The organism is Thermomonospora echinospora, from assembly GCF_900108175.1.
In the GTDB taxonomy this organism is placed as follows: domain Bacteria; phylum Actinomycetota; class Actinomycetes; order Streptosporangiales; family Streptosporangiaceae; genus Thermomonospora; species Thermomonospora echinospora.
On sequence record NZ_FNVO01000002.1, the window covers coordinates 693,912 to 709,498 of the forward strand.

At 74.8% G+C, this 15,587-nt stretch carries 13 protein-coding genes; 3 read left to right on the plus strand and 10 right to left on the minus strand.

Annotation, left to right across the window (positions count from 1 at the left end; genetic code table 11):
• Positions 1-399: 399 nt before the first annotated feature.
• From C4U03_RS07450 to C4U03_RS07470, 5 genes are all read right to left on the minus strand, one after another.
• Complete coding sequence (locus C4U03_RS07450; RefSeq protein WP_103936878.1) at positions 400-1,356, minus strand: cation diffusion facilitator family transporter; 957 nt, start codon at positions 1,354-1,356, stop codon at positions 400-402.
• A complete protein-coding gene (locus tag C4U03_RS07455; protein ID WP_200827090.1) occupies positions 1,357-2,496 on the minus strand; it encodes a bifunctional phosphoglucose/phosphomannose isomerase in 1,140 nt (379 codons plus the stop codon).
• Positions 2,493-2,669 (minus strand): Trm112 family protein, encoded by a 177-nt coding sequence (locus tag C4U03_RS07460; RefSeq protein WP_103936879.1) that lies wholly within the window; start codon positions 2,667-2,669, stop codon positions 2,493-2,495. Before C4U03_RS07460 ends, C4U03_RS07455 begins: the two co-directional genes overlap by 4 nt.
• A complete protein-coding gene (locus tag C4U03_RS07465) occupies positions 2,669-4,054 on the minus strand; it encodes a phosphomannomutase/phosphoglucomutase (protein ID WP_103936880.1) in 1,386 nt (461 codons plus the stop codon). The genes C4U03_RS07460 and C4U03_RS07465 overlap by 1 nt, the downstream gene beginning before the upstream one ends.
• A gap of 94 nt (positions 4,055-4,148) precedes the next feature.
• A complete protein-coding gene (locus tag C4U03_RS07470; RefSeq protein ID WP_103936881.1) occupies positions 4,149-4,535 on the minus strand; it encodes a DUF3499 domain-containing protein in 387 nt (128 codons plus the stop codon).
• 211 nt (positions 4,536-4,746) lie between these two features.
• Between C4U03_RS07470 and C4U03_RS07475 the strand changes: the two genes are divergently transcribed.
• Positions 4,747-5,223 (plus strand): metallopeptidase family protein, encoded by a 477-nt coding sequence (locus tag C4U03_RS07475; RefSeq protein WP_103936882.1) that lies wholly within the window; start codon positions 4,747-4,749, stop codon positions 5,221-5,223.
• A 15-nt stretch (positions 5,224-5,238) separates the two neighbouring features.
• Here the strand turns inward: C4U03_RS07475 and C4U03_RS07480 are convergent, their stop codons facing one another.
• From C4U03_RS07480 to C4U03_RS41665, 4 genes are all read right to left on the minus strand, one after another.
• Positions 5,239-7,128, minus strand: a complete 1,890-nt coding sequence (locus tag C4U03_RS07480; RefSeq protein WP_103936883.1) for a DUF5719 family protein — start codon at positions 7,126-7,128, stop codon at positions 5,239-5,241.
• Entirely contained in the window at positions 7,125-10,379 is a 3,255-nt protein-coding gene (locus C4U03_RS42405; RefSeq protein ID WP_103936884.1) for a glycosyltransferase family 2 protein, read from the minus strand. Before C4U03_RS42405 ends, C4U03_RS07480 begins: the two co-directional genes overlap by 4 nt.
• A 234-nt stretch (positions 10,380-10,613) precedes the next feature.
• Positions 10,614-10,877, minus strand: coding sequence for a WhiB family transcriptional regulator (locus C4U03_RS07490; RefSeq protein ID WP_103936885.1), 264 nt, complete (start codon positions 10,875-10,877; stop codon positions 10,614-10,616).
• Between the two features lie 181 nt (positions 10,878-11,058).
• Positions 11,059-11,970, minus strand: coding sequence for a hypothetical protein (locus tag C4U03_RS41665; RefSeq protein WP_103936886.1), 912 nt, complete (start codon positions 11,968-11,970; stop codon positions 11,059-11,061).
• Between the two features lie 140 nt (positions 11,971-12,110).
• Between C4U03_RS41665 and cofD the strand changes: the two genes are divergently transcribed.
• Both cofD and C4U03_RS07505 read left to right on the plus strand, forming a co-directional pair.
• On the plus strand, positions 12,111-13,055 hold the full coding sequence (gene cofD, locus C4U03_RS07500) for a 2-phospho-L-lactate transferase (protein WP_103936887.1): 945 nt from the start codon (positions 12,111-12,113) through the stop codon (positions 13,053-13,055).
• Between the two features lie 70 nt (positions 13,056-13,125).
• On the plus strand, positions 13,126-14,421 hold the full coding sequence (locus C4U03_RS07505) for a coenzyme F420-0:L-glutamate ligase (protein WP_103936888.1): 1,296 nt from the start codon (positions 13,126-13,128) through the stop codon (positions 14,419-14,421).
• A gap of 9 nt (positions 14,422-14,430) precedes the next feature.
• On the opposite strand, the gene C4U03_RS07510 is transcribed toward C4U03_RS07505, so the two are convergent.
• On the minus strand, positions 14,431-15,468 hold the full coding sequence (locus C4U03_RS07510) for a substrate-binding domain-containing protein (protein ID WP_103936889.1): 1,038 nt from the start codon (positions 15,466-15,468) through the stop codon (positions 14,431-14,433).
• Positions 15,469-15,587: the final 119 nt, after the last annotated feature.

A 15,587-nucleotide genomic window follows, 5' to 3' on the forward strand; every position in this document is an offset into this window, starting at 1 on the left:
AGGACGACCCCGGTTCCATCCTTGCGGCGGACGAGAAAACGCCGCCCCCGGACCTAGTCTTTCTACTGTGACCAGGTGGCGCACTTCCGGACACAGGGGGTTCCGGAGCCGCCGCGGTCACACCACAGACCGCCCGGTCAGGGGTCCGGGCGCGCCTGGAAGGCATCCTCGCCGGCCTGGCCGAGCGCGTGTCTCTGCGGAGAGACGGCCGGTCTCGCCTGGGCTGGGGTTGGACGACCGGTTTCGGCCGGCCGGCGAGGACCTGCCTGTCTGAAGCCCCGGCTCGGAGTGCACGAGGCCCTGCGGACGAAGCGGGTGGTCAAGCCACCGGTTCGCGATCCGCAGGGCCTCTTCGCGAGACGTCCCGTCCGGGGACGGGTCCGGCCCCCCGGAGCAGGGTCAGGGGGTGGCGGGCTCGGAGGTGGACTCCTGGTCCCCCTTGGCGGAGATCTCGTAGATGGCCGGCTCCAGGTAGATCAGGCGGGCGTCGGGGATCTGGGCGCGCACCTTGGCCTCGGCGGCGTCGATGCCCTGGGCGATCTGGGCGGCGGTGTCGTCGTGGTGCACGGCGATCTTGGCGGCGACCAGCATCTCCTCCGGGCCGACGTACTGGGTGCGGAGGTGGATGACGCGGTCCACCTCCGCCACCGACTCCAGCGCGTCGATGATCTGCTGCTCGACCTCCGGGCCCGCGCCCTCGCCGATCAGCAGGCTCTTGGTCTCGATGGCCAGGATGATCGCGATGACGGCCAGCAGCACGCCGATGCACACCGTGCCGACGCCGTCCCACACGCCGTCGCCGGTGACGACGGCCATGGTGACGCCGAACAGCGCCAGGATCAGGCCGACCAGCGCGCCGAGGTCCTCCAGCAGCACCACCGGCAGTTCGGGGGCCTTGGCCCGGCGGACGAACTGCACCCAGGACTTGTCGCCGCGGACGTGGTTGGACTCCACGATCGCGGTGCGGAACGAGAACGTCTCCATGATGATCGCCGCGATCAGCACGCCGAAGGCCCAGGCCGGGGACTCCACCTTGTGCGGGTCGGCGATCTTGTGGATGCCCTCGTAGAGGGAGAAGGCGGCGCCCACCGTGAACAGCACCACCGCCACGACGAAGGCGTAGAAGTAGCGCTCTCGGCCGTACCCGAACGGATGCTGCGGAGTGCGGGCGCGCTGGGAGCGCTTACGGCCCAGCAGCAGCAGCCCCTGGTTGCCGGAGTCGGCCACCGAGTGGATGGACTCGGCCAGCATCGACGACGAGCCGGTGAACACGAACGCCACGAACTTCGAGACCGCGATCCCGAGGTTGGCGGCCAGCGCGGCGACGATCGCCTTGGTCCCGCCCTCAGCACTCATCTACGCAATCCTCGCTTTGAGCTCTTGAATGGCAGACACGGGCGTGGGGTCGACGCCCAGTGCGATAGCCAAGTAAACCGTGACGTAGTCGCTCATCGCGATCAAACTGGCGATCCGTTCCAGCGGGTGCTCGCCCTCGGCCGTGATCTCGGTCACCGCGACGCCCCTGGCCTGGGCCAGCTCCACGGAGACCTCTCGGCGCTTGCGCACCTGCGGATGCTCGTCGGTGTCGCGCAGCACGACCAGGCGCAGCCGGGTGCCCTCCGGGTCGTCCACCCGGTCGCGGAAGAAGTCGTCGGCGTCCACCGGCGCCGCGCCGGCGAAGAACCCGTCGAAGGTCACCACCTGGTTGTGGTCGGTCTCCGGCAGCCCGCCGTACACCCCCGGGTACTTGGCGTTCTCGTTGAGCTGGCAGCACATCCGGTAGGCGGCGGTGGCGGCCAGGTCCGACGAGCCCCACACCATCGGCAGCTCACCGGCCAGGTCCAGGGCGATCCGCTTGGCCGGGTTGACGAACGACTCGCTGGAGGGACGGCAGCGGTGCGCCAGGTCCTCCAGCCGCCGGGCGGTGGCCTCCAGCACCTCGTCGGGGGCGTTGGCCAGCCCGAGAGCGCGGGCGGCCAGCACCAGCGGGATCGACAGGCCCCACAGGGTGGAGCGCGGCATCCCGGCCGAGTGCACCGGCACGAACGGCGCCCGCGCCTGGGCGGCCAGGTCGGCCAGCGGCGAGCCGGCGCCGCCCACCAGCAGCATCCGGCAGCCGCGCCGCACCGCCTCGGCCGCCACCGCCAGCGTCTCCTCCGTGGTGCCCGAGCACGACACCGCGATCACCAGGTCGGCGGCGCCCACCCAGCCCGGCAGCCGGTAGCCGCGGACGGTCAGCACGGGGACGGGGCAGCCGACGCCGCAGACCGCGGCCAGCACCTCGCCGGAGATCCCCGAGCCGCCCATCCCGGTGACCACGATCGCCCGGGGCCGGCCGTCCTCGGCCAGCCGAGCCAGCCCCGCCTCCTCGGCCGCCAGCCGGGCCTGCCGGATCTGCGCCGCCGAGGAGGCCACCTGGCGCAGCATGTCGCCGGGGTCGGCGGCGGTCAGCGCCCGCGGGTCGTCCAGCCGCCAGGACTCGGCGACCTCGCTCACTGCGCCGGCGTCCGGGCCTCGTCGACCAGCAGGACCGGGATGTCGTCGCGCACCGGGTAGGCGTAGCCGCACTCGCCCGTGCACACCAGCTCGTCGGCGCTCTCGTCGGCCCGCAGCGCGCCCTGGCAGTTCGGGCAGGCCAGGATCTCCAGCAGCCAGGAGTCGAGCTTCATCACTTCTCCCTCACGATGGCCAGAACCTCGTCACGGACGGCGGCCATCGTCTCCTCGTCGGTGGCCTCCGCGTTGAGGCGCAGCAGCGGCTCGGTGTTGGACGGGCGCAGGTTGAACCACCAGTCGGCGGTGCCGACCGTCAGCCCGTCGAGCCCGTCGATGGTAACGCCCGGCCGGTCGGCGAACGCCGCGCGGACCCGTTCGGTCGCGGCGGCCTGCTCCGCGGCGTCGGCCAGCTCGCTGTTGATCTCGCCGGAGGCGGGGTAGCGGTCGTAGTCGCGCAGCAGCTTCGACAGCGGCTCGTCCTGCTCGCCGAGCGCGGCCAGCACGTGCAGCGCGGCCAGCATCCCGGAGTCGGCGAACCAGAAGTCGCGGAAGTAGAAGTGCGCCGAGTGCTCGCCGCCGAACACCGCGCCGGTCTCGGCCATCGTCTGCTTGATGAACGAGTGGCCGACCCGGGTGCGCACCGGGGTGCCGCCGTGCTCGGCAATGATCTCCGGGACGGCCCGCGAGGTGATCAGGTTGTGCACGACGGCGGCCCCGGGGTACTTGGCCAGCTCCCGGGCGGCCACCAGCGCGGTGATCGCCGACGGGGAGACGATCTCGCCCCGCTCGTCCACCACGAAGCAGCGGTCGGCGTCGCCGTCGAAGGCCAGCCCGAGGTCGGCTCCGCTGTCACGCACCGCGGCCTGCAGGTCGCGCAGGTTCTCCGGCTCGATCGGGTTGGCCTCGTGGTTGGGGAAGGTGCCGTCCAGCTCGAAGTACAGCGGGACCAGCTCGATCGGCGGGCCGTCGTCCTGAGCGGAGCCGGGGCGCCGGTCGAACACCGCCGGAACGGTGTGCCCGGCCATGCCGTTCCCGGCGTCCACCGCGACCTTGAGCGGGCGGATGCCGCGCAGGTCGACCAGGCGGTGCAGGTGCTCGGCGTAGCCGGCCAGCACGTCACGGCGCGTCACCGTCCCCCGGGGGCCGTCGTAGGCGGGCACGCCCGCCTCGACCAGCTCGCGGATCTCGGTGAGGCCGGTGTCACGGCCGATGGGGCGGGCGCCCGCCCGGCACATCTTCATGCCGTTGTAGCGGGCCGGGTTGTGGCTGGCGGTGAACATCACGCCGGGCAGGTCCAGGCTGCCGCTGGCGTAGTAGAGCAGGTCGGTGGAGCCCAGCCCGGCCTCGACCACGTCGGCGCCCTGGCCGGTGGCGCCCCGGGCGAACGCCGCCGCCAGCGGCTCCGAGGACGGGCGCATGTCGTGCGCGGTCACCACCCGCGCCGCCCCGGTCACCCGGACGAACGCCGCGCCCACCGCCTCGGCGATGCCCTCGTCGAACTCCTCCGGCACCACACCGCGGATGTCGTACGCCTTGAAGATCTTGGCGACGTCGCCCAATGCCGCTCCCTGTCGGTCGTCGTACGCCGCCGGTTGGCGTACGGCAGCACGAGCCTACCGGGAGGCGGAGCGGTGACCGGTATCGACGACGCGCTCAGTCCGAGCCCTGCTCGGCCGAGGCGGGGGGCGGGTTGGTGCCCGAGCGGAGCACCCGCAGATGGCCGCGGCGGCCGACCTCGACCCCCTGGCCGACAGGCTCCTGGCCGGCGGCGGGGGGCTTGGCGGCCTCGCGCACCGCGTCGGCGAGGGCCTCCAGGTCATCGACGCTGGGCCGGCCGTCCTCGACCGGCAGCCGCACCAGTTCCCAGCCCATCGGAGCGGTCAGCCGCTCGGAGTGCTCCGCGCACAGGTCATAGCAGTGCGGCTCGGCGTACGTGGCGAGCGGGCCCAGGACCGCGGTGGAGTCGCGGTAGACGTACGTGAGCGTGAAGACTGCTGGCTCCTTGCACGCGGTGCGGGAGCAGATTCGGGCGGGGCTCACGATGGCCGACCGTACCCCCGAACCGGCGGATACGCCACCACCACCGCGGCCGTGTCGCCATTACCACCCCAATTCAGTGGTAACCACCCCAACACCCACCGTGCCGCAGGCTCGGATCGGGGACATCGCGGGCGGCGGGTGCGGGAGGTTAAGCTCGTAGTGTGCGATCCCTGACCGAGGTCTCGGTCCCCGGACAAGAGCCTGACGGCCGATGAGCGAGAAGGCCCCCGGCGCGCGGATCCGGCGCCGCGACCGGCACGGCCGCGGGGTGCGCGGCCCGCTGATGCCGCCCGAGGCGCCGTTCGCGCTGACCCGGGCGGAACGGTTCGACGGGCTGGTGCGCGACGAGGTGAACCGGCTCGGCCGGCGCTGGGGCCGCGAGCTGGCCCAGGTGGAGTTCGCGGTCGAGGACGTTCCCCGGATCGAGCCCCTGGCCGGTGTGCTGGACGTCGGCGACCCGGTGCCGCTCAGCCAGACCCATCCTGCCGCCAACGGCCGCCCGCCCCGCATCGTGGTGTTCCGGCGGCCGCTGGAGGCGCGGGCCGGGCTGGCCGACACCGGCGGCTCCGGGATCGACGAGCGCGAACTGACCAGGCTGGTCCGCGACGTGCTGGTGGAGGAGGTCGCCGACCTGCTGGGGCTGTCCCCGGAGTCGGTCGACCCCAGCTACGACTCCCCCGACGACTGAGCCCCCGCCCCCGGCTCAGGGGATGAGGGCGCGCTGGGAGTCGGCCACCGGCGGCAGCAGCAGCGTGGTGACGGCGGGCACGACCGGCAGCACCGTGAACAGCCTCCCGTCCCGTCCGGTCTCCATCACCCGGGCGGCGTGCACCGGCCCGGAGCCGGGCAGCGGAACGATCAGTACGCCGAAGCCCTCGTCGCCGGCCGCGGCGGGCTCGACCTCGACGGTCCGGCCCGCGGCGATCCGCACCTGCCGCGGGCTGCCGGCCGCACCCCGTCCGCCGACCGTGGTGACGCGTACGGCCGCGGCCCCTTCCGGCGCGGTCAGCAGCACCGAGGACTCGAACCTGTTGTCGGCGACGACCCCGCCCGCGTCCGCCAGCGGCGGGGTGGCCGCGCCGTAGCCGACGTCGTCGCCGCGTTCGGCCGTGAACCCGGCGACGATCGGCCTGGTGGAGACCAGCCGCACCGCCGCGGCCTTGCCGGACAGCGCGCGTTCCAGGACCAGCGGGGTGACGGTTCCGGCGGGGGCGTCCAGGGTGTCCTGGCCTTCGGGGGCGAACGCCCCGGCGGCGGTGAGCACCTGCACTTTGATGCGGGCGTCGTCCTGGCCCGGCACCGCGACCAGCAGGCGGCGGCCGCCCGGCCCGCCGGGGACTCCGGGCACCGCCAGCGATGTGGCCGGCGCGCCCGCCACGGGGAGCCAGTCCTCCCCCTTCCCGTCGGCCATCCGGACGCGTACCGCCGCGGCGACCCGTCCGGTGGTGGCCCGCACGCGCAGGGCCACCACCTGCGCGGTTTTCACGATCTCGCCGAGTCCCTCGGGGCCGTCCCCGAGCCGGACGACCTTGGTGGTGTTCGGGTCGACCGGGGTGCCGCGGCCGTCGGCGGTGTCCAGCGGCCCTTCCCCGGACAGCGCGGTCAGGTCGACCGTGGCAGGCTGGGCGTCGACGTTGGTCAGGTGAAGGTCGATCCGCTCGGCGTCCAGTGGCCCGGGGCCCACGAGCCACAGGTCCGTGCCGGGCGCGGCACAGCGGGTGGCCGCCAGGCCGCGGTCATCGCCCTTGCCGTCGTAGGTGGTCCGCTCGGCCTGTAGGCCCGCGGCAAGGGCCCCCTGCCCCCTGACCGCGTAGGCGCCGGGGCCCTTCTCCAGGTCCTGGCTCCAGGGCGTTCCAGGTCTGGTGATGGACGCGACGGCCGCACCGTCCGCCATGGCGGAGACCTCGGCCCGGCCACCTCCTGCCGATCCGGGCGGGGTGAGGACGCTGACCCTGCCGTCCCCGGGCGCGGGGCAGGCCAGCACGGCCGTGGTGACGGGGACCCGCGTCCCGGCAACGGCCGGCTCCCCCGACGGGCGGGACAGCGCCGCCACCCCGTACAGGGCCAGCGCCGCCAGCAGAAAAAGCGCCGCCGTGAGATATCGGTACCGGAGCACGCGCACGGCCAGGGCCACCAGCCGCCGCCCCCACACCTCCGCCCGTTCCCTCAGCGACCGATCCGCCACCCCGCCCCCGGCCGCCCCGGCCTCCTCTTCCTCTTCCGCCTTCGACTCACTCCCCGGCTCGGCCTCGCCCCGCAGACCGGCCTCATCCCGCAGACCGGCCTCGCCCCGCGAACCGGCCTCGCCCCGCAGACCGGCCTCGCCCCGCGAACCGGCCTCGCCCCGCAGACCGGCCTCGCCCCGCGAACCGGCCTCGCCCCGCGAACCGGCCTCATCCCGCAGATCGGCCTCGCGCCGTGGAACGGCTTCACCCCGCGGGGTGGTCTCGGCCTGCGGGGTGGTCTCGGGCCGCGGGGTGGTCTCGGCTGGGGGCTGGGCTTCTTCTCGGGGGCGGGGTTCGTGTTCTTCGGGGGTTTCGCGGGGCTCGGTCGGGTCGTTGTCGGGGGTGGGGGGATCGGGGGGCTTGGTCATGGATGTTCTCCGGCGGTGACCGGGGATTCTCGCTCGCGGGTGGCGGGCGGTTCGGCGGTCGGGGTGGGCTGGGAGGCGGAGGGGTCGCGGCGGGGCTCGGAGGGCTTGGCGGCGCGGCGGGCGCGGCGGGCGCCCGGGCGGCGACGGGTGCGGCCCGGGACGGTGATGGCGCCCGCCCGCGCCCCCGGCAGCGCCAGGACCGCGACGACCAGGAACGCCGCGCCCTGGACGGTGACCCAGATGTGGCGCAGGCGCATGCTTCGGTGCAACTCGAAGTGGCCGCCGCCCGCGGGGACGTCGTACGCCTGGGCCCAGTCGTCCACGCGGCGTCCGGGGATCTGAGTGCCGTCCAGTGTGGCCCGCCAGCCGCCGTCGGCGGGCTCGGCGAGCAGGAGGGTGCGGGTGCCGGTGCCCGGCGGGATGCGTACCGAGGCCGCCACCCGGCCTGCGGGCAGCGGGGTGACGGTGGTGCCCTGGACCAGCAGCAGGCGGCCGGAGGGAGCCGGCAGCCGCCAGATGCCGAACTCGTCGGTGCGGCTGAGTCGGGTCAGCGCCGGCGAGGCGTCCAGCACGGCCGTCGTCGGGTCCTGGGCGGGCCGGGGCACCAGCACGTACTGCACGCCCATCCGGGTGAGCGCCGGGCCGTCGCCGTGCCCGGCGGCCAGCGCCGCGACGAGAGCGTCCATGCGGCGGCGCGCCGGTTCGGCGGCCGGTGTCTCGGTGTCGCCCAACCTCGGCTCGGCGCCCCGCAGCACGGTGTAGGAGACCCGGCCCCGGTCGCCGCGGCTCAGCACGAGGGTGCGAGGCCCGGCGGGGCCACCGACAAAGCCGGGGACGGCCCCGGCCGGTACCTCCCGGAGTGGGTCGCGGGCACCCCCGGCGATCCAGGCCAGCCCGGCCAGCACGGGCGCGGTCAGCGCGGCCAGCACCACCAGCCCGCCGCCCAGCCGGTACGGCAAGTCCCGGCCGGCGAGGGTGTCCACGGAGCGCAGCACGGCGGCGGTGGCCGCCAGCAGGATCCCGGCCGCCGCCACCAGCAGCGCCACCCCCGGCCAGCCGGCAGCCCGCTCGGCGCCCTTGGTCACCGTGACGGCACTGACGCCGACGGCCGCCAGCAGGCCGGACAGCGCGAGCATCCAGCCGATGAGCACCACCGGGCGGCGGCTACGCAGCGGCAGCGCCAGCACCGCGATCAGCAGCAGCCCGTACAACACCCACGGCGGCGGGGTGCCCGGGCCGCCCGGGTTGAGGGCCAGCAGCGACACCGCGCCGGGCGCCGGACCGGTGGCCGGGTGCAGCCCCGTCTCCAGCAGCAGCCGGGCGGGATGCCGCAGCAGCCCCAGCGTCCACGGCAGCAGCAACAGCGGCGGGACCCCCAGCGCGACCAGCAGCTTGCGGTCCACGCGCCGGGTCCGGGAGGAGCCGAAGGCCGCCCACAGCAGCACGCCGGCCGGCAGCGCCAGCAGCCAGACCAGCGGGACGAACGCCATCGCGACCGACAGCAGCAGCGCCACCGCCCAGGCGGCCCGGCGCCGCTGTTTGCGCGGTACCGGCCGCCAGCGGGGCAGCGCGTACATCCGGGCGGCCTGCCAGACGATCAGCGGCAGCAGCACCAGCACCACGGCGGTGCCGAGCCGGCCGCCCGCGATGGCGCCGGTGGCCACCGGCAGCAGCGCGTACGTCACCGCGATCCAGACCCGCACGGCCGGCAGCGGGATGCGGCGCCCGGTGCCCTGCCGCAGCGCTCGGCGGCCGGTCCTGGGCGGCTCCGCCACCAGGGCGCGGGCGGCGGCGTAGGCGGTGAGCCCGGCGAGCGGGACGCTGCCCAGCAGCAGGACCGACACCGCCAGCCAGGGTTTGCCGAACGCCAGGGTGGACAGCGCGGCCAGCACGCCGACGGACGGTGGCGCCTGCTCGGCCGAGCCCAGGCCGACCGGATGCCAGCCCGCCGCGTACTGCTCCCACAGGTCGCTCGCCCCGCCCCAGGCGGGCACCAGCGCGCCGCCGCCGAGCCTGCTGCCCGCGGCGATCACCGTCCGCTCGGCGGCGAGCGTGACCACGCCCAGGCTCAGCGCAACGACCGCGCTGGGGTGGCCGAGCACGCGCCGCAGCAGCCCGGGGCCCTCCGGCGGGGCGTCGTCACGTTCGCCGCGGTGACGGCCCTCGGCAGAGAGCGCCGCGGCGGTCCGTTCGACCAGGCGGCGCAGCGCGACCCGGCGCGGCTGGAACCGCCGGACGGTGCGGTGGACCTGGCGGCCGCTCCCGCGCCTGCCCTCGGCCCGCGCCGCCCTGGCGCGGCGGAGCCTGCCCGGGGCGCGCAGCACGTCACCGAACGCGGCCAGCTCGTCGCGTGCCGCCGTCTGCCGTTTGACGGCCAGCAGGTAGAGGGTGCGCAGTGCGGTGCCCAGCAGATTGCGGGCCAGCGCCCGCACCGCCGGCCCAAGAGGCAGGTTGGCCAGCAGGACGTACAGCGCGTTGCGGCGGTCGCGGCGGCGCGGGGAAACGGCGGGCAGGCCGCTCTCACGCAGTCCCCGCGCGGACGCCTCGGCGTGGTAGACCACCGCGTCGCCGACCGCGAGCACCCGGTGTCCGGCGGCGTGCGCCCGCCAGCCGAAGTCGACATCGTCGCGGAAGAGCCCGAAGGCGGCGTCGAGCCCGCCGAGCCGCTCCCACACGTCGCGGCGCACCAGCATCCCGGCGGTGCTGACGGCCAGGACGGCGCGGACGCCGTCGTGCTGCCCCTGGTCGAACTCCAGGCGCTCCACGCCGGTCTCCCGGCGCCCGGCCCCGTCGATGGTCACGCCGAGTTCCAGCAGCAGCCGCCGGTCCTCCCAGTCGCGCAGCTTGGGCCCCAGGACGGCGGCGCCCGGGTCCGCGTCGGCGGCCCGCAGCAGCCGTTCCAGCGCGTCGGCGGCCGGGGCGGAGTCGTCGTGCAGCAGCCAGATCCACTCGCTGCGGGGACGGCCGGGACCGTCGTCGGGCACCGGCAGCGAGGCGGCGCGGTGCCGCAGCGCCCGCGCCACGGCCTCGCCGTAGCCGGTGGCGGACGGCAGCCGCAGCAGGTTGCCCTCGCCGACGACCTCGGTGAGCACGGCGGGGCCGCGGTCGGTGCTGCCGGTGTCCACGGCGACGAAGCGTTGCACCGGACGGGTCTGCGTCAGCAGCGCCTTCAGCGTCTCCGGCAGCCAGCGCGCCCCTTCATGGGCGACCAGGACGGCCGTGACGACGTGGCGATCGAGAGCGGGCGGCAAGGGTCCCCTCGATCTGAGTCGACGGTTGTTCCGCCCGTCCCCCGCGGTGGGGGGACGGGTCGGCCGCCCGCGGGGCGGGCCGGGCCGGCCGCGCCGACCCCGGCCGACCCGGGGGACGGCCGCGAGGCGGACACGGCGCACTCACCATACGCGCAGGCGTACGGCTCGCGCCGGGTATCCCCCGGAAACACACCGTGACGGGCCCTTTCGGACCCGTCCGGCCCACCCGTCCGCTCAGACCGCCTGCCGCTTGAGCTTGCGGCGCTCGCGCTCCGACAGCCCGCCCCAGATACCGAAACGTTCGTCGTGCTGTAGCGCGTACTCCAGGCACTCGGCCCGTACTTCGCAAGCCCGGCACACTTTCTTCGCCTCGCGGGTCGAGCCGCCCTTCTCCGGAAAGAACGCCTCCGGATCCGTCTGCGCGCACAAGGCACGCTCCTGCCAGCCCAACTCTTCACCGAATGTGCCGTGCGCCAGCGGGATCACGACCTCGCTCACGCGCACCTCCTAGCCCGTGGAGCCCCCGATCACGCCTTCCCTCGAGCCTCTGTCCCCCCGAGAAGAAGAACTACACCTACGAAATTACACGTGTGTAGCGCCTGCTCCGTCAAGCGGAACGAGTTCGGGCGAGCACATAGCGGTTGTTTCGGCGCGAAGCACCTCCGCGTTGGCCTGGTTATTACTGCGAGGGGCGACTATCGCGGTACCACTCGCCACCGTTTTCGGGCCCCGGCTGCTCCGGCCGGCCGTGTCCCTGCTGCCCGTACCCCTGCTGCTCCTGCTGTCCGCCGCCGCCGTACGCGCGGGTCCACTCGCCGGCGCTCTCCTCCTCCAGCGACTGGCCACCCTGCTGCTGGGGCTGCTGGGGCTGCTGGGGTTGCTGGTAACCACCCTGCTGGGGCTGCTGGTAGCCACCCTGCTGAGGCTGCTGGTAACCGCCGCTCTGCTGAGGCTGCTGGTAGCCGCCCTGGGAGGACTGCTGGTACTGCTGCGGGTCGTACTGGGGCTGCTGGTACTGCTGCTGGGAGTGCTGGCCCTCGACCGGCTGCTGGTAGCCGCCCTGGTAGGGCTGCTGACCCTGCTGGTAGCCGTAGTCGGGGTAGCCCTGCTGCATCGGCTGGGCGGGACGGGCGGGCTGCAGCGACTGGAAGACGGTGAAGGTGAACCACGCGCCGACGCCCAGGACGGCGAGCTTGGCCGCGCCGAAGAGGAAGGCCGCGAGCTTGACGGCCGCGGCGCCCTCCGCACCGCCGGTGTCGGCGACCAGGCCGGCCAGCCAGGCGATCACCCCGAACAGCAGGGCCGCCCCGGACACGCCCAGCGCCGTCATCACGATGGTGCGCGCCTGCCGGGTGGGCGTGCCGCCCCAGGTGACCAGCAGCACCGCGACGACCAGCAGCGCGGGCACGGTGATGCCCGAGACCATCCCCCACTGGAGTGTCTCGCTCATGGCCCGGCCGGTGAACTTCTCACCGCCCACCAGCTTGCCCATGAACAACATGACCAGGCCGGCCAGCACGTGCAGGGCGGCCGCTATGGACAGCACCCAGGCGGCCGGCTCGCGCAGCCGCTGGACCGCTTCCTTGTTCACGACAGTCTCCAGATTGGTTCCGATAACGGCTATGACCGACCAGCAAAGCTTTGCACACCGCGTGCCCCGCCGTCCGGTAGGCGATCATCCGCCCACCGCGCCCGCCAGGCCGCTCGCGGCCCCCCATAGGCTTGACGGCCATGAGGATCGTGGTGCTCGCGGGCGGGATCGGTGGCGCCCGCTTCCTGCGCGGGCTCAGGAAGACCGCGCCCGACGCCGAGATCACCGTCATCGGCAACACCGGCGACGACATCTTCCTGTTCGGACTGAAGGTATGCCCCGATCTGGACACGGTGATGTACACCCTCGGCGGCGGAATCAACGAGGAGCAGGGCTGGGGGCGCGCCGACGAGACGTTCCACGTCAAGGAGGAGCTGGCCGCCTACGAGGTGGAGCCGACCTGGTTCGGCCTGGGCGACCGTGACTTCGCCACCCACATCGTGCGCACCCAGATGCTGGACGCGGGGTACCCGCTGTCGGCCGTCACCGAGGCGCTGTGCCACCGCTGGCGGCCGGGGGTGCGGCTGATCCCGATGACCGACGACCGGGTCGAGACCCATGTGGTGATCAGCGACGAGCAGGGCCGGCGGGCGATCCACTTCCAGGAGTGGTGGGTACGGCTGCGGGCCTCGGTGCCGGCCGAGGCGATCACGCCGATCGGCGCCGACGAGGCCAAGCCGGCGCCGGGGGTGCTGGACGCGATCGAGCGCGCCGACGTGGTGCTGCTGCCGCCGTCCAATCCGGTGGTCAGCGTGGGCACCATCCTGGCGGTGCCGGGCATCCGCGAGGCGGTGGCGGCCCGGACGGTGGTGGGCGTCTCCCCCATCATCGGCGGGGCGCCGGTGCGGGGCATGGCCGACGCCTGCCTGACCGCGATCGGGGTGGAGACCACGGCCCGCGCGGTCGCCGAGCACTACGGGCCGGGCCTGCTGGACGGCTGGCTGGTCGACGACGCCGACGCCGCGGTGGCCGAGGAGGGCGTCGAGGGCATCGCGGTACGGGCCCGCCCGCTGCTGATGACCGACGTCGACGCCGCCGCCGGCATCGCCCGTGCGGCGCTGGACCTGGCCGAGGAGGTGCGATGAGCGGCTTCGTCGCGGTACGGACCCGCCCGTCGCCGACGACCGGCGCCCGCGCGGCGCTGGAGGGGGTGCGATGAGCGGCGCGATCGAGATCTTCGGGGTGCCCGGGCTGCCCGAGGTACGCGAGGGCGACGACCTGGCCGCCCTGATCGCCGGGGCGTGCGCGCCCGCCGACGGGGACGTGCTGGTGGTGACGTCCAAGATCGTCAGCAAGGCGGAGGGCCGGGTGCTGGCCGCCACCGACCGGAGCAAGGCGATCGACGCCGAGACCGTGCGGGTGGTGGCGCGGCGGGCGCATCCGGGCGGCGAGACCCGGATCGTGGAGACCCGGCAGGGGCTGGTGCTGGCCGCGGCCGGGGTGGACGCCTCCAACACCGCGCCCGGCACCGTGCTGCTACTGCCGGAGGACCCCGACGCTTCGGCCCGCCGGATCCGCGCCGGGCTGCGCGAGCGGACCGGGGCGAACGTCGCCGTGCTGGTCACCGACACCCTGGGCCGGCCCTGGCGGACGGGGCTGGTGGACGCGGCGATCGGGGCGGCCGGGCTGGCGCCGCTCGCGGACCTGCGGGGCCGCAGCGACTCCTACGGCAACCGGCTGGACGCCACCGTGACAGCCGTGGCCGACGAGATCGCCTCGGCCGCCGAACTGGTCAAGGGCAAGCTGTCGGGGGTGCCGGTCGCGGTGGTGCGCGGGCTGGGCCGCCTGGTCACCGACGCCGACGGGCCGGGGGCGCGCGCCCTGATCCGCCCGGCCGCCGAGGACATGTTCCGGTACGGGTCCGCGGAGGTGCTGTACGCGCGGCGCACCGTCCGGGAGTTCACCGCGGAGCCGGTCGATCCGGCGGCGGTGCGGCGGGCGGTGGCGGCGGCGATCACCGCGCCGGCCCCCCACCACACCACGCCGTGGCGGTTCGTGCTGCTGGAGTCAGCGGACGCACGGACCCGGCTGCTGGACGCGATGCGCGACGCCTGGGAGGCCGACCTGCGCGGGGACGGCTTCACCGAGGAGTCGATCGCCAAGCGGCTGCGGCGCGGCGAAGTGCTGCGCCGTGCCCCTTACCTGATCGTGCCGTGCCTGGTGATGGACGGCTCGCACGACTATCCCGACCCGCGCCGGTCGCGGGCCGAGCGGGAGATGTTCCTGGTGGCGATGGGCGCGGGCGTGCAGAACCTGCTGGTGGGGCTGGCCGTGGAGGGGCTCGGGTCGTGCTGGGTGTCCAGCACGATGTTCTGCCGGGACGTCGTCCGCGAGGTGCTGGACCTGCCCGGGGACTGGGACCCGATGGGCGCCGTGGGCGTCGGTCACGCCGCCGCGCCGCCCCGGGAACGGCCGCCCAGGGTGCCCGACGCCTTCATCGAGACCCGCTGACCACTGCCCCTATTTCCAGGCGCGGAAGGCGCGGTCGAGCTGGCGTGGGGTCGGCAGCTTCAGCGGCCTGGGCGGATCGCCGTCCAGGCCGTGGCGGCGGGCGTAGGTGCCGTTGAGGGTGCCGTCCGGGGCGCGGAAGCCGAAACGTTGCAGCGTCTCGCGGGTCGACCGGGACCGCAGGGCGGAGGCGAACGCCTCGACGGCCTCACGTCGCTGCGGGTCCTTGGCGATGTTCGCGAACGGGTAGTCGAGCATCAGCGTGCCCTCGCGCGGTGTCAGCACGACGGCGGGGTTGGGCCGGTGCGTCTCGTTGTAGGCGACCACGGCCTGCTCGCTGGTCACCACCAGGGGGCGGTCGAAGCGTTCGAGCGCGGTCAGGTCGTCCAGCAGCGACGGCATGCTCTTGGGGGCGGCGCGCTTCAGGTCGTCCAGGAAGCGGCCGCGGGCGCCGGCCACCTGGTCCAGGGCGATCATGGCGAAGGTGCCGGTGGTGTGGTCGGCCGGGTCCAGCATGCGGCGGGCCAGCCCGACCCCCTCGGCGTCGGCCGAGCGCAGCAGCCGCCAGCTCGGCTCGACCCCGGCGGCCTTCAGCTCCTCGCCGGCCGGCCGGGTGGTGGCCAGCACCACCGGGGACCCGGCCAGCGGCGCGGCCAGCGGCGGGATCACCGACTCGTCGGCCCCCGCCTGGCGGGCCACGGTGAACCAGACCGCCGACTCGGCCACCCAGGCGTCGGCGGTCGCCCGGCCGCCGCCCAGGTCGGCGGCGATCCTGGCGGAGTTCTCGGCGGTGATCTGCACCTCGACGCACCGGCCGGCCACGCGGTGCCGCTGGGTGCCGAACCGGTCGGCGATGTCGCGCAGCGCCGGGGCGATCTCCGGTTGCGCCACGACGGTGACCGGCAGCGGCGCCCCGGTGCACGGCTCGGTCAGCGTCCCGTACGCCCAGGCGCCGCCGCCCAGTCCGGCCAGTAGCAGGACGACGGCCGCCGCGAGCACCCGTGGCCGCTTCCACGGCGCCGGCTTCGACGGCGGGGGGCTTTCGTCCACGCGCGTTCCTCCAGTGGGGCGACCGCGGCGGGGCGCCGGCGGAGCAGGGGTCGCCCGACCGGCGCCTCGGGGGTCCGGGGGGTCGTCTCCCGGGACGGCGTGTCAGGCGACCGCAGCGT